This window comes from Streptomyces sp. NPDC046203 (genome assembly GCF_040646255.1).
Classification (GTDB): Bacteria; Actinomycetota; Actinomycetes; order Streptomycetales; family Streptomycetaceae; genus Streptomyces.
In genome coordinates this window covers 21,121-34,882 of record NZ_JBEYZX010000058.1, presented here as the reverse complement: position 1 = coordinate 34,882, position 13,762 = coordinate 21,121, and the positions used below count along the sequence as shown (strand labels likewise).

9 protein-coding genes are annotated in these 13,762 nt (G+C 71.8%); 4 read left to right on the top strand and 5 right to left on the bottom strand.

Annotation, left to right across the window (positions count from 1 at the left end; genetic code table 11):
- Positions 1–87: 87 nt before the first annotated feature.
- The 5 genes from ABZ990_RS28225 to eccE form a co-directional block, all read right to left on the bottom strand.
- Complete coding sequence (locus ABZ990_RS28225) at positions 88–1,941, bottom strand: ABC transporter substrate-binding protein (protein ID WP_361237425.1); 1,854 nt, start codon at positions 1,939–1,941, stop codon at positions 88–90.
- A 198-nt stretch (positions 1,942–2,139) separates the two neighbouring features.
- Entirely contained in the window at positions 2,140–5,085 is a 2,946-nt protein-coding gene (locus tag ABZ990_RS28220; protein WP_361237422.1) for an SCO5717 family growth-regulating ATPase, read from the bottom strand.
- Between the two features lie 493 nt (positions 5,086–5,578).
- Positions 5,579–5,812, bottom strand: a complete 234-nt coding sequence (locus ABZ990_RS28215) for a DUF397 domain-containing protein (protein ID WP_361237419.1) — start codon at positions 5,810–5,812, stop codon at positions 5,579–5,581.
- Between the two features lie 128 nt (positions 5,813–5,940).
- Positions 5,941–6,675, bottom strand: coding sequence for a hypothetical protein (locus tag ABZ990_RS28210; protein ID WP_361237416.1), 735 nt, complete (start codon positions 6,673–6,675; stop codon positions 5,941–5,943).
- Positions 6,675–8,060, bottom strand: a complete 1,386-nt coding sequence (eccE, locus tag ABZ990_RS28205; protein WP_361237413.1) for a type VII secretion protein EccE — start codon at positions 8,058–8,060, stop codon at positions 6,675–6,677. Before eccE ends, ABZ990_RS28210 begins: the two co-directional genes overlap by 1 nt.
- Positions 8,061–8,241: 181 nt before the next feature.
- Here eccE and eccB point away from each other — a divergent pair, with 181 nt between their 5' ends.
- The 4 genes from eccB to ABZ990_RS28185 all read left to right on the top strand — a co-directional run bounded on the left by eccB (position 8,242) and on the right by ABZ990_RS28185 (position 13,756).
- The gene (gene eccB, locus ABZ990_RS28200) at positions 8,242–9,774 is read left to right on the top strand and encodes a type VII secretion protein EccB (protein WP_361237410.1); all 1,533 of its coding nucleotides are present in this window, start codon (positions 8,242–8,244) and stop codon (positions 9,772–9,774) included.
- A gap of 149 nt (positions 9,775–9,923) precedes the next feature.
- Positions 9,924–11,180, top strand: coding sequence for a type VII secretion-associated serine protease mycosin (mycP, locus tag ABZ990_RS28195; protein WP_361237407.1), 1,257 nt, complete (start codon positions 9,924–9,926; stop codon positions 11,178–11,180).
- 206 nt (positions 11,181–11,386) lie between these two features.
- The gene (locus tag ABZ990_RS28190; RefSeq protein WP_361237404.1) at positions 11,387–11,839 is read left to right on the top strand and encodes a hypothetical protein; all 453 of its coding nucleotides are present in this window, start codon (positions 11,387–11,389) and stop codon (positions 11,837–11,839) included.
- A 6-nt stretch (positions 11,840–11,845) separates the two neighbouring features.
- On the top strand, positions 11,846–13,756 hold the full coding sequence (locus ABZ990_RS28185) for a hypothetical protein (protein ID WP_361237401.1): 1,911 nt from the start codon (positions 11,846–11,848) through the stop codon (positions 13,754–13,756).
- Positions 13,757–13,762 lie beyond the last annotated feature (6 nt).

Sequence of the window (13,762 nt, the reverse complement as noted above, 5' to 3'; positions counted from 1 at the left end):
CTCGGCGGCGCGGGCCGGGCCGGTGCCGGGAGTGGCACCGGCGTCCGGCCGCGCCGCCGGGGCGGGCGTGGATGCGCTGGTCACGGGCTACTCGCGGTCGTCGGCGGTGGTACGGCGGCGCATGCCGAGGGCGATGCCGATACCGACGACGACCACGACGGCCGCACCGATCCCGATGATCACGCCGGTGTTCGACCCGCCGTCCGCGTCGTCATCGGCCGCCTGTCCGGCGGGCACCGCCGACCACCAGCTCCAGTAGCCGTCCTGGCCGTAGAGGTTGCCGGCCGCCTCGGGCATCGTCTTGATCGAGGCGATCTGGTCGGTGCGGTACGCCTCCAGGGCGTTGGGGTACGCGAGGACGTTCATGTACCCGGTGTCGTAGAGCCGCGACTCCATGTCCTTGACGAGCCCGGCGCGCTTGGCGGGGTCGTACTCGACGGCCTGCTTCCCGTACAGCTCGTCGAACTTCGGGTCGCAGATGAAGTTGTCGGTGGCGCCGGTGTCCTTGGGCGTCGCGGGCAGCGCGCCGCAGGTGTGGATGGACAGCACGTAGTCCGGGTCGGGGTTGACCGACCAGCCGTCGAAGGCGAGGTCGTAGTCGCCCTTCAGCCACGGGTCGGAGACGTTGTCGAGGCAGTCGACCGTGAGCCCGACGCCGATCTTGCCCCACCACTCCTGGAGATACTTGGCCGACGCCTTGTCGTTGGGCTCGGTCGCGTGGCACAGGATGCGGAAGTCCAGCGGCTTGCCGTCCTTGCCGACCCGCTTGCCGTCACCGTTCTTCTTGTACCCCGCGGCGTCGAGGACCTGCTCCGCCTTGGCCGGGTCGTACGCCAGCTTCTGGCTGTCCGACGGCTTCCAGAAGTACGAGGAGAAGCGCGGCGGGATGTAGCCCTCGCCCTCGACGGCGTGCTTCTGGAAGACCTTGTCGACCAGGGCGCCGCGGTCCACGGCGAGGAACAGCGCCTTGCGCACCTCGGGATCGAGCAGCGCCTTGTTGCCGTCGCCGAAGGTCTTCCCGTCCTTGGCGCGGGCGCCCGGGTTGGTGGCCAGCGCGTAGAAGCGGCGTCCCGGGGCGTCGTTGACCTTGATGTTCTTCTGGGTTCCCAGCGCTGTCGCCTGAGCGGGCGTCAGATTCGGGACGAAGGACACCTCGCCCTTCTGGAGCGCCGCGACGGCCGCGTCCGTGTCCTTGTAGTACTTGAAGACCAGCTCGTCGAACTTGGGCGCCCCGCGCCAGAACTGCTTGTTCGGCTTCAGCTTGACGTACTGGTCGACCTTGAAGTCCGTGATGACGAACGGCCCGTTGCCGACGATCGGGAACTGCTGATCGTTGTTGAACTTGGAGAAGTCGCCGACCTTCTCCCATATGTGCTTGGGCACGATCGGCACGTCGAGCGCCGTCATCGTCGCCTGCGGCTTCTTCAGCTCGATGATCAGCGTCTCGGGGTCCGGCGCGGTGACCTTCTTGAAGTTGGCCGTGAAGTTCCCGTTCGCGGTGGCCGCGTTGGGGTCGCTCATCATCTTGCCGAAGGTCCAGGCCGCGTCCTCGGCGGTGGCATGCTGCCCGTCGGACCACATCGAATCCTTGCGGATCTTGTACGTCCAGGTCAGCTTGTCCGGCGAGGACGTCCACTCGGTCGCCAGACCCGGGACCGTGTGCGCGTCCTTCACGTCGTAGTTGGTCAGGTACTCGTACGTCAGCCGGTGGATGCTGGTCGACACCAGCTTCTGCGCGAGGAACGGCGACAGCGAGTCGATGCTCTGCGAGATGGCGACGGTGAGCGTACGGGCGGGCCGGCCGTCCTCGGCCCGCGCGGCCTGGGCCGTGCCCGGGACGACGGCCACGAGGGAGGCGGCGGTGACACCGGCGGCGAGCAGCAGCCGGACCGGTCTGCGGGCGATGGACGGACGGGGTGGAGCCTTCGTGACCAGGAGCATGGGACGTGACCTCGCGTAGGGAAGCGTGCGTCGGGCAATGCCGTGGATCTTGGGCTGATGGTGAATGAAGCGAAGGTGTACCAGCGGTGGTCTGCCGTCGTCAACGATCCGCCAAACCCCGCGTGGTCTGCGCGAATACACAAAGGCCCCGTACCGGAACACCGGTACGGGGCCTTATTGGTCTACTCCTGTGACGCCTTACTGCTGAGGGGCTGGCGGCGCCTGCGGAGGCTGCTGCGGAGGCCAGGTCTGCGGCGGCTGCTGTCCATACGGATCCGCGTGCGGCGGCAGCGGCTGCGCCGGGGGCTGACCGGGGGCCTGAGCCGGGGGCTGCTGCCAGCCCTGCGGCATCGGGGGCTGCCCCGCTCCCTGCGCGCCGTACGGCTGACCGGGCGCCGGCGGGGCCCCGTAGGGCTGACCGGGCTGGGGGCCGGCCTGGGGGTCCGGCTGGAGGCCGGGCTGGAGGCCAGGCTGGGGCTGCGCGCCGTAGGGCTGCCCCGGCACCGGAGGCGTGCCGTACGGCTGACCGGGCTGCGGCGGCGCCCCGTACGGCTGACCGGGGACCGGCTGCTGCGCGTACGGATAGGGCTGCTGACCGGGCACCCCGGGAGCGCCGGGGGTGCCCGGGGCCCCGGGGCCGGCCGGGTACTGCTGCGGATGGCCCGGACCCGGCATCGGGGGCGCCCCGTGCGGCGGCGCGCCCTGTCCGTCACCCGTCCCCGTCCACAGGCCCTGCGCCTGCTGCGCCCGTACGAAGTCCTCGGCGACCATCGCCGACAGATTGAAGTACGCCTCGCGGGTCTTCGGCCGCATCATGTCGAGGTCGACCTCGGCGCCCGCCGCCAGATGCTCGTCGAACGGCACCACGACCACCCCGCGGCAGCGCGTCTGGAAGTGCTGCACGATGTCGTCGACCTTGATCATCTTGCCGGTCTCACGGACCCCCGAGATGACCGTGATCGACCGCTGCACCAGCTCCGCGTACCCGTGCGCCGACAGCCAGTCGAGCGTCGTGGAGGCGCTGGAGGCACCGTCGACGGACGGCGTGGAGATGATGATGAGCTGGTCGGCGAGGTCGAGCACCCCGCGCATCGCGCTGTAGAGCAGACCGGTGCCGGAGTCGGTCAGGATGACCGGGTACTGCTTGCCGAGGACCTCGATTGCCCGCCGGTAGTCCTCGTCGTTGAAGGTCGTCGAGACGGCCGGGTCCACGTCGTTGGCGAGGATCTCCAGACCGGACGGCGCCTGCGAGGTGAACCGGCGGATGTCCATGTACGAGTTGAGGTACGGGATCGCCTGCACCAGGTCGCGGATGGTCGCCCCGGTCTCGCGCCGCACCCGGCGGCCGAGCGTGCCGGCGTCCGGGTTGGCGTCGATCGCCAGGATCTTGTCCTGCCGCTCGGTCGCGAGCGTCGCGCCGAGCGCGGTGGTCGTCGTGGTCTTGCCGACGCCGCCCTTGAGGGAGATGACCGCGATGCGGTAGCAGGAGAGCACCGGCGTACGGATCAGCTCCAGCTTCCGCTGCCGCTCCGCCTCCTCCTTCTTGCCGCCCAGCTTGAAGCGGGACGCGGCGCCGGGGTTCCGGCTCGACTTGGCCTTCTGCTTGGTGTTGCGCAGCAGCCGGTCGGAGGACAGCTCGACGGCCGCGGTGTAGCCGAGCGGGGCGCCCGGGACGGACCGCTCCCGCTGGTCGTGCGTCACGGGCGTCGGCCACGCGGCACCGGTGCGCGGGTCGATGGGGCCGGAGTCGGCGGGCTGACCGGGCTGACCGGGCTGGCCCGGGTGGGGGAAGCCGTAGCCGGCCTGCGGGGCCGGGGGCGCCTGCGGGGGCTGGGCCGGGTGCGGGAACCCGTAGCCGGACTGATCGGAGGGCTGCCCGGGCTGTCCGGGGTGGCCGGGCTGACCGGGGTGCGGGAAGCCGTAGCCGGCCTGCGGCACGGGCGTGGGCTGAGGAGCCGGTGGTGCCTGCGGCGGCTGGGGGGCCTGGGGAGTCTGGGGCGGCTGTGCGGGCTGGCCGGGGTGCGGGAAGCCGTAACCGGGCTGATCGGCCGACTGACCGGGCTGGCCCGGGTACGGGAAGCCGTAACCGCCCTGCGGCATCGGCTGGTTGTACGGCGGCACCGGTCCGGCCGCGGCCGGCATCGGCTGCGCGGGCGCGGGCAGCGGCACCGCCGGCGGGACGGGCTGCTCGCCGGGCGCCCCCTGCGCGGGCCACTGCGGCGCGGGCGCCGGTCCGGCGGGCGGGAACGACGGCGGCAGCGGCGGCAGCGCCCCGCCCTGCGACGGTACGGGACCGGGCGCGGCCGGCGGCAGCGCGGCGGGTGCCGCGTCCTGCGGCCCGGCGATGGCCGGCCCCACGGCACCGGGGACCGTGCCCGGCGCGCCCTCGGCGGCGGGGGTCACGGGAGCCTCCGCCGCCGGGGTGGTGGTGTTCTCAGGAGTCTCGGGGGCCTCGGGGGTCTCGGTGGCCTCGGGAAGTGCGGCGGCTGCGGCTGCGGCCGCGGTCGCGGGGGCGGGCTCCTCGGAGGTCCCGGATCCCTCGGTGTGCTCGGTGTTCTCGACGGCCTTGTCGGCCTCGTCGGCCTTCTCGTTCCCGGCGGCGTCCGCACCCGCACCCGTACCCGAGTTCGCGTCCGCCTCCGCGCTCGCGCCGGCCGCGGCCTCGACCTCGTCCCGCGTCCCGGGCTCCGAAGCGGCCGGATTCTCCCCGTCCTTGCTCTCCCCGGACCCGTCCCCGTCATCGGCCTCGGCCGCCAACTGCCGGTCGCGTTCCGCCATCTCGCGCTTCAGCGCGGCGGGGGAGAAGCGCATGGTCGCCCCGCTCTCCACGTCCCCGCCGCCGAACGGCGCGGGCGTGGAGCCCTGAACGGGCGCGGGAGCGGGGGCCGGAGCGTTCGCCGGCTGCGCCGCGGGTGCCGGAGCAGCCGGGTTCGAGGTCCAGCCGTCCGGGATGGCGAGAGGCGCACCGGTCGGTGGGGGAGGCGTGGGCACCCCGCCACCCGTTCCGCCCGACGCGTTCTGCGTGTACCAGGCCGGAGCGGTGTAGTCGATGGTGAACTCACCCGTCATCTCGGCGGGATCTGCGTCGGACTCGTCGACGGGAAGGTTCCAGTCCCCGTGGATGTCGTCGCGATCGCCGTTCACTTTGCCTCCTGGTGTGGTCGAGCACCCTGTGCCGTCGTGCGTCGGGGCCACCGTTCACTGCCGATCGGCCCGGCTCACCCCGGGAACATGACGAACATGCCCGCGGGTCGACTGCCGCGCCCCGACCCACCCTAAACGTCCGCAACACCGCTGCGGCAGGCCCGTCCACCCCCGGAAGCTGTCCCCTGCGTCACGTGCCGCGCTCCGGTGACTCCCGTGCGACGGCGTTCGAAGAGCCGCGCGAGCCAAGCCCGTACACCCGTCCGGAGGCACTCATCCGATCGGGCGAGTGGACGGCGCGGGGCTTCGGGCGACGGAGTCCGTACACCCGTACCTCCGGACCTCCGTGCCCCCGCACCTCCGTTTGTCCGTATGGCCGTACGTCCGTGCGGTGCCCGCTCATGACGAACCGGCGGTCGCTCCCCGCTCGGAGAGCGACCGCCGGTCCGGCACCGGCCGCGGAGGCCGGTGCGCACGTCGTCCGGGACGGGACTCAGCGCAGGTCGAACTCGCCGTCCCGCGCGCCGAGTACGAACGCCGTCCACTCCGCCTCGGTGTACCGCAGCACGGTGTCCGGGTCCAGCGAGGAGCGCATCGCGACCGCGCCGCCCGGCAGATGGGCGATCTCGACCCGTTCCTCGTCCGGGCTCGTGCCGGGAGCGCCGTTCCACTCGACATCCGAGATGTCGAGGGCGTACAGCTCGTCCTTTTCCTGTGCGCTGCCCATGGTGGTTCCTTTCGCTTACGGCCGGAGGGTGGCCCAAGTGTCCCGTGCCGCCGAGCAGTTAGAGATCGCTCTGGGTCACCGTACGGATACTAGGCTGATCGCCGGCCCGCGTGGACCCGTTCGACCGCTCAGTCCATCCGGCGGGCCGTACCGAGCAGCCCCGTCTCCGCGTCCATGGCCGTCGTCATCACCCAGTGCCGCTCACCGCCGCCGCACCACAGCGTCACCCCGTCCGCGAGCGTCGGCAGGGCGTCGACCTCGCTCTGGGCGAGCCCCAGGATCCGCCCCGTCTGCTGCGCCTCCTGCGGCGAGACCCGCTGCACCCCGACGAGCGTCGCGGCGCGCATCAACCGCGGTGCCACCGGGCTCAGATACGGCAGCAGCGTCAGGACGGACTGCCACGGCGACGAGACGACCCGCCCGCGCGGCGGCCGCATGCCGCAGTCCCGCACCACGACGACCGGACTGCCGACGGTCGCGCCCAGCGGCGGCACCCGCCCCACGTCGTGCAGCGTCATGCACTCCAGACCCGCGCCCGCCGCCTGGGCGAGACGCACCCACTCACGCGGCCGGCCGGTCTCCACCACGACCCGGGCCCCGGTGCCGGCCGCACGCAGCGCCAGAACCTGCGCCGTCCACAGACCGCCGATGAGCAGCACGTCGTACGGCGTCGAGCGGTGGAAGCCCACCAGTTGCGGCCGCCCCTCGGCGTCCTCCCCGATGACCACACCGTCGTCGCCGACGGGCAGCGACAGCGCCCCGAGATGGTCCGCGGGCATACTGTGCCCCGCGTGCCGAGGGCCGATCAGACCGCGCAGTCCCTTCACCGCTCCACCTCGTCCCGTCAGCCCCGTCAGCCCCATCAGCGAGCACCACCCAGCGGCATCGTCGCGAGGAGGCCGGGCAGTTGCTCGCGGTCCAGCCGGAGCAGACCGACCTTCGCGGTCCGCGCCGCCTGCTCCAGGGTCCGGCGCACCCGGACCAGTTCGTTGTCGGAGCCTCCCGTGATCCGTACGTGGCCGGCGACCTCCATGTCCCCGTGCCGCTTGCCGCGCCGGACGGTGACGCTGAACGTCGTGGCGTACGCGGGCACCGAGGTCAGCAGCGAGACGAGACGGGGCAGCGGCGTCGCGCCCCGTCCGAGCTCCGGCCAGCGGCCGACCGCGTACGTGGTGTGCCAGCGGTCGTCGCACCGCCACACCCGCGCGGTCTCGGCTGTGCGCCGCTGCGGCGCCGCGCCCGGCCGGCCCGCCCGCGCGGCGGCGTGCGGACTGGTGCACGCGGCCGTCGCGATGGTCGCGTTCAGTTCCTCCTGGTCGAGGACGACGGCCTGGAAGCCGGCACCGGTGATACGGCTGGCCAGATGGTCCGCGAGCCGGACCAGACAGCGCTGCGCGCCTTCGAGGCCGCCGCCGCGGGCCGCCACCGCCTCCCGGCACAGCTCGGGATCCAGCTTCACGGCCACCCAGGTCAGCCGCAGGGCGGGCGCCCCCGTCTTCTCCTGCAGCGGCGTGTACGCGAGCCGGGCCACGGCCTCGCGGGGGAGGTGCGGCGCCGGGGCCGCGTGGACCTGCTGGAGCAACTGCACCGACTCGGCCACGATGCCGTCGACCGAGAGTGCGTCACCCAGCAGTGCGAGCGGGAACGCGCGGGCGCCGAAGACCGGCCGCAGCGCCGAACCGCTCGCCTCGACGCGCAACACGGCGGTCAGGAAGGAGCCGTCGCCCAGCATGCCGACGGTGCGGTGGTCGCGGTCGACGTACGGCGAGGCGCCGAAGCCCCGTACGTTCTCGGTCACCGGAACGAGCGCGGGGTCCGAATCGGGCGCGGCCGGCGCGGTGTTGCGCCGGCGGGAGCGCAGCGCGGCCGCGGTCGACAGCCATTCCTGCACGGCCTGGCCCCGGCGCCGGATCACGGTCAGGACGAGGAGGACGGCCGCCACGGCACACGCGGGCACCAACCAGAGCCCGCCCAGCGCGAATCCGACGGCCACCAGCGCGAGCGCCGCCTCCACGAGCACCAGTTGACGCAGCTGGACGGGACCGATCCGGCTGGTGCGCGACAGCGGGCGCAGCGTCGTGGTCGCGGGAACGGCCGGGGGAGCGGCCGTCGTTGCCCCCGGCGCCGCCCCCGATCGGGGCTCGCGGCGCCGCCCGCCGCGCGTTTCATTGCTGCGTTGCCGTCGGGAAGATTCCGGCTCCCGGCCGGTGGTCCGCCGCCCGTTTCGCGCACGCGTCGTCGTACTCATCGCCGCGTTGCCCCCTCGTGTCCGTAATAGCCGATTTCCCCTGGGCGTTGACCGGGCGATCACCCTACCTGAGCGGTGAGACGCAAGTGCCGCCAGGCATAGTAGGGGTCGGCGGGGCGGTTGAGCGGCCTGTCCGATGTGGGAACCTGGTCGCCCGACGGGGAGAGGGACGACGAATCAGATGGCATCACGACGCGATGAACTGAACGCCTACACCTTCGCGAAGCGGAGACTGATCGCACAGTTCGTTCAGCCGAACCCGACGGGCTCGGAGGAGGGCGCCCCGCGCCCGCTGCGCGCGGTCGCTCCGGGGGCCATCGTCGGCGTGGTGATCCTCGCGGTCTTCGGCGCGTGGGGCATGTTCAAGCCGGTGGCTCCCAAGGGCTGGGACACCCCGAACGAGAACGTCATCATCGCGAGCAAGTCGACCACTCGTTATGTCGTCCTCAAGACCGGCGACAAGATCCAGCTCCACCCCGTCCTCAACATGTCCTCCGCCAAGCTGCTCCTCGACCCGTCCAAGGGCAAGGTCATCAACGTCGACGAATCCGCCCTCGACGACGGCAAGATCCCGCACGGCGCGACCCTCGGCATCCCGTACGCCCCCGACCGTCTCCCCGACGAGAAGGAAGCCGGCGGAGCCAAGCGCTGGGCCGTGTGCGAGCGGCCGGGCGAGGGCGGCCGCGCGATCCAGAAGGCGGCGTTCGTCCTCGCCCAGCGCGAGGAGGGCAAGACCGACGGCTCCGAGCGGCTGACCGGCGGCGAACTGCTCTACGTCGAGGGCCCCGGCCCCGAGGCCCAGCGCTACGTCGTCGACGCCAAGGGCACCGCGTACCCCGTCGAGAAGGACGAACTGCTCCTGCGGCAGCTCGTCGGCCAGGGCCGTGCCGCCCAGCGCGTCTCCACCGCGTGGCTGAGCACCCTCCATCAGGGCGACGCCATCTCCTTCCCCACCCTCCCGGGCCAGGCGGGCACCGCCGCCGACGTCGGCGGCCTGCCGGACGGGGTCGGCAAGGTCGGGATGGTGCTGTCCGCGACGGACGGCACCCGCAAGCAGATGTACGTCGTCCTGAAGGACCGGGTCGCCCCCGTCACCGACTTCACGGCCAAGCTGCTCCTCAACAGCCGCCAGCTTGTCGACCTCGGCCAGGCCGGCCAGGCGACCCCGGTCAGCGGTGGCGCCTTCCAGCCGGGCCAGGCCTTCGGCCAGGACAAGAAGTGGCCGAGCGCCGAGCCCGTACCCGTCAACGAGGCAGGCATCGGCGCGGGCCGCCGGAACACCGTGTGCAACGTCCTGCGCAAGGTGGACGGGGACAACGGGGCGACGACCCTGAGCACTTGGGCGGGCAAGGACTTCCCCGCCACCCTGCCGACCGGCTCCAGCAGCGCGTACGTCACCCCCGGATCGGGCCAGCTCTTCCGCCAGTTCAAGGGCTCCACGACCACCACCGGCTTCCTCTTCCTCGTCACCGACACCGGACTGCGCTACGCGATGCAGTCCAACGGCGACACCTCCACCGGCGACGACGCGGGCATCGGCTCCACCGGCTCGGCCGAGGAGAAGCAGCAACGGGAGCAGGAGGCCCAGCAGGCACAGAGCCGCCTCGGGTACAAGAACGTCGACCCGACGCCCATCCCCGCCGAATGGTCGACCTTCCTGCCCACGGGTCCGCGTCTGTCCACCGGTGCCGCGCGCCAGCCGCAGGGCTCGTGAGGGCGGCGACGGCGACGAGGCCGGGGTCGGGGACGGCGACGGCGACGGGGCTGGGGCCGGGCCTGGGGCTGGGTCCGGGGCCGGGGAAGCCGGCGAGGAAGAGAACGAGAACGAGGCCAGGGACAAGGACGAAGGCAAGGACGACGACGATGACCCGCCCCACCCGTTCTTCCCGGCGCCTGCTCGCCGTGTCCGCCGCGACCCTGCTGTCCGCCGTCGGACTGCCCCTGGCCACGGCGCCGCCGGCGGCGGCCGAGGACAGCACCCAGTGCACCTTCCCCGGGAAGAAGTACGAAGGCCGCCCCTGGTCCCTGCAACGCGTGCTGATGGACCAGCTGTGGTCGCAGTCCACCGGCAAGGGCGTCCGCGTCGCCGTCATCGACACGGGCGTCGACGTGAAGAACCCGCAGCTGACCAAGGCCGTCGACGCGGGGAGCGGGGTGAACCTCATCCCGAAGGACGCCAAGGACGCCAACGGCAACAAGCTCGAACGCGGCAAGGAGAACGGCACCACCGACACCGTCGGCCACGGCACCAAGGTCGCCGGCATCATCGCCGCCCGCCCCGCCAAGGGCAGCGGATTCGTGGGGCTGGCGCCGGACGCCACGATCATCCCCATCCAGCAGAACGACGCCGAGGGCCGCGGCACGGCGGAGACGCTGGCCGCCGCGATCCAGTACGCCATCGCCAAGAACGCGAACGTCATCAACATCTCCCAGGACACGGCCAACGCCGTCAAACCGACCCCGCTGCTCCAGCAGGCCGTCGACAAGGCCTTGGAGAAGGAGATCGTGGTCGTCGCCTCGGCGGGCAACGACGGTCTCGGCGGCAACGTCAAGCTCACGTACCCCGCCTCCTACGAAGGCGTCCTGGCCGTCGCCGCCTCCGACCGCAACAACGAACGCGCGGCGTTCTCCCAGTCCGGCGACTTCGTGGGCGTGGCCGCGCCCGGCGTCGACATGATCTCCACGGTCCCCGGTGGCGGCCACTGCGCCGACAACGGCACCAGCTTCTCCGCCCCGTACGTCGCCGGCCTCGCCGCCCTCGTCAAGGCCAAGCACCCCAAGTGGACGCAGGCCCAGATCGTCGCCCAGATCGAACAGACCGCCGAACGCTCCGTCGCGGGCCACGACAGCCGGGTGGGCTGGGGCGTGGTCGACCCGGTCCGGGCCCTGACCGAGGACGACAAGCCCATCGAGCGCCCGGTCGCCCGCGAGGGCATCACCCACGCCGAGGCCCCGACCCCGGCCGCCGTCCACCTGGGCGAGACCCCGGACCAGCGGTCGGCCCGACTGGCGACCTATGTGGTGGTGGGCGGCGGGGTTCTGGTGGCGGCCATCGCGGGCTGCGCGGTGGCGATACGGGACTCCCAGCGCAGGAACCGACGCGGGGCGAAGGCGGTGTAGCGAAGATTGCGGCCGCACACGACGCATGTACGTCGAACTGTAGAAGTCTCGTGACAAAGAAGAGACTTGGGGGTGTCAGTCCCGATGATTACAGTGGTACGCGATGCAATTCGTGGATGGCGAGTCGCCACGATCGCAAAGTAGGACAGCGGTAGTGAACGGGGAGGATTGGCTCGTGTACGAGGCGAAGGGTCTGGGGGGCCGCTGTGGGGAGTGACCTGAAGGTCGGCGTCGGCGCGCTGAAGAAGTTCCGCGACCGGGTCGACGGCATCATCGCGGACCTGGAGGGCGGCAACGCCGGCGCCGGGAAAGTGGGCATGGAACGGGTGACGCGCGCGTCGTTCGGCACCGGAATCCCCTTCGCCGAGGCGGAGGGCTTCTACGCGGAGTACAACCGCGTCCACAAGTCCCTGGTCTCGCTGTCGAAGTCGCTCAGCGGACAGATCGAACTGCTGTCGATCGGGGTTCACGCGGCAGACGTGGGCAACAGCAACGTGGAAGACGAGCAGCGCCGGCGCTTTCACTCGATTCGGGCCCGCCTCGACCACGAGCGTGCCGAGGCCATCGAACGCGAGGATCGCGCGAAGAGCAACGATCCCGTTCAGCCGGCGAAGCCCAGCCAGGATCACGACGAGACGACCAAGACGGACCTGGGGTGACGACCAATGGGTGACACGAAGCAGCCGAAGTCCTACCCGGATCCGACGCAGCGCACGCAGGAGCAGGAACAGGCCCAGCAGGAGGACCAGGTCCTCATCAAGGGCAAGTTCGCCGCCACCGATGCGATGGAGCGGTTCAACGACGTTCTCGGCGGTGTTTTCGGGCTGGGCCATTCCGGAAGCGTCTTCGGCAAGACCGCGTTCGACCACCATCGGCTCAACGCGATGCTCGACTTCCTGGACAGCACCAACCCGGGCGACCTGGAGGATGCCGGCGACGCCCTGGAGAAGGCGACGGTCGCCCTCAACCTGGCCGCACAGGAACTCGACGAGTGCGTCAAGAGGACGGACTGGGAGGGTGAGGCCGCCACGGAGTTCCAGCGCTACGGCTCCGAGGTCGTGAGCTACGCCTGGGCCGTCGGCAGGGTCTCGAACGCGGTCGGCGCCCAGATGAAGGTGGCGAGTACGGGCCTCTCGTCGGTGCGCAACGCCAAGCCGCCGCGGGACGGTCGACTGGTCCAGAAGAAGCCCGAGGACTTCCACGCGGCGGAGAAGACGCAGGACAACCCGGACTACCAGAAGGCCCTGCAGGTCGAGAAGGACCGGCAGGAAGCCATCAACCAGATGAATCGTCTGGCGTCGTTCTACGCGGTGTCCACGGGGACGCTGGCGGCTCAGGTGATGCCGAAGCCGCCGAAGACGTACGGGGCGGAGATTCCACGGCCGTCAGGTCAGCAGCGAGACCCGGTGGGATCGGGTTCGGGAGCTGGTACGGCTCGTGGGAGCTTGTCCGCGGATTCGGCCAGGCACGTCAGCGTGAGCGAGACGCACTCGCATGAGGCGGTTTCCCGTACGGGAGGCCTCCTCGACGGGAGCGACCCGGTCCGCTCGGTGGGGCCCGACCGGACCGCGCCGGTCAGGGAGCCCGACACGAAGGTCCAGATCGACACAGTCGCACCGCCCACTGCTCCGACGGTCACGCCCCACACGCCGACGCCGACCGTGCCTCAGAGCAATCCTGGGCCGACGGCTCCTGGTTATCCACCCACGGTCGGGCTGGGCACCCCTCCGCGTGCGGGGGGACCGTGGAACACCGGTATGCCTGGTGTTCCACGGTCCACGGGCGGTCCGACCGCTGTGGGCCGTACGGGTGGTCCGGCGAGTTCTCCCGCCATGGGGCGCTCGGGTGGGCCCATGGGGAGGGCAGGTGGACCGTCGGCCACCGCTCAGGGCGCACAGGGCGGACGTTCGACCCCGCAGATGGGTCGCTCGGGAGGGCCAATGGGGCGTTCAGGTGGGCCCATGGGGAAGGCGGGCGGACCTGCCTCCTCCGCTCAGGGCGCGCAAGCCGGGCGTTCCACCCCGCAGATGGGCCGCTCGGGCGGACCGGGGGCGCAGCGTCCGGCGTCCGGCGGGTCACGCGGCCAGTCCCCGGTCGTGGGTCGTCCCGGTGGTTCGGGACAGCCTGCCACCGGGCGGACGAGCGGGGCTCCTGGCAGTGGTCGTTCCAACCCCATCGTCGGTGGTACGCAGCAGCCGCGCGCCCAGAGCGGGAGCACTGGGTCGCGGATCCCCAGGGGCACGGTCGTCGGCGGTGAGAGCCCGGCCGCCGGTCGGACGTCCGCGGGACGGCCCAGCCAGGCGGGTGTGGTGGGCGCCAATTCCGGTAGCCAGACGCCTCGCCCGGCCGGCCGTGGCACTCCCAGCGCGAACGGCGTCGTCGGGACTCCTCGTGGAACTGGTGGGGCAGGTGCTTCCCGTGGCGCGGGTTCGCCTATGGGCGGAGGTCGCGGAAACCAGCGTCCAACCCGTGACGAGCAGGACCGTGAGGGCTCTTCTCGCCCTGACTACCTGACCGAAGACGAAGAGACCTGGGCGAACCGTCGGCGCGGTGCCGTGCCGCCGGTGATCGACTAACCACTG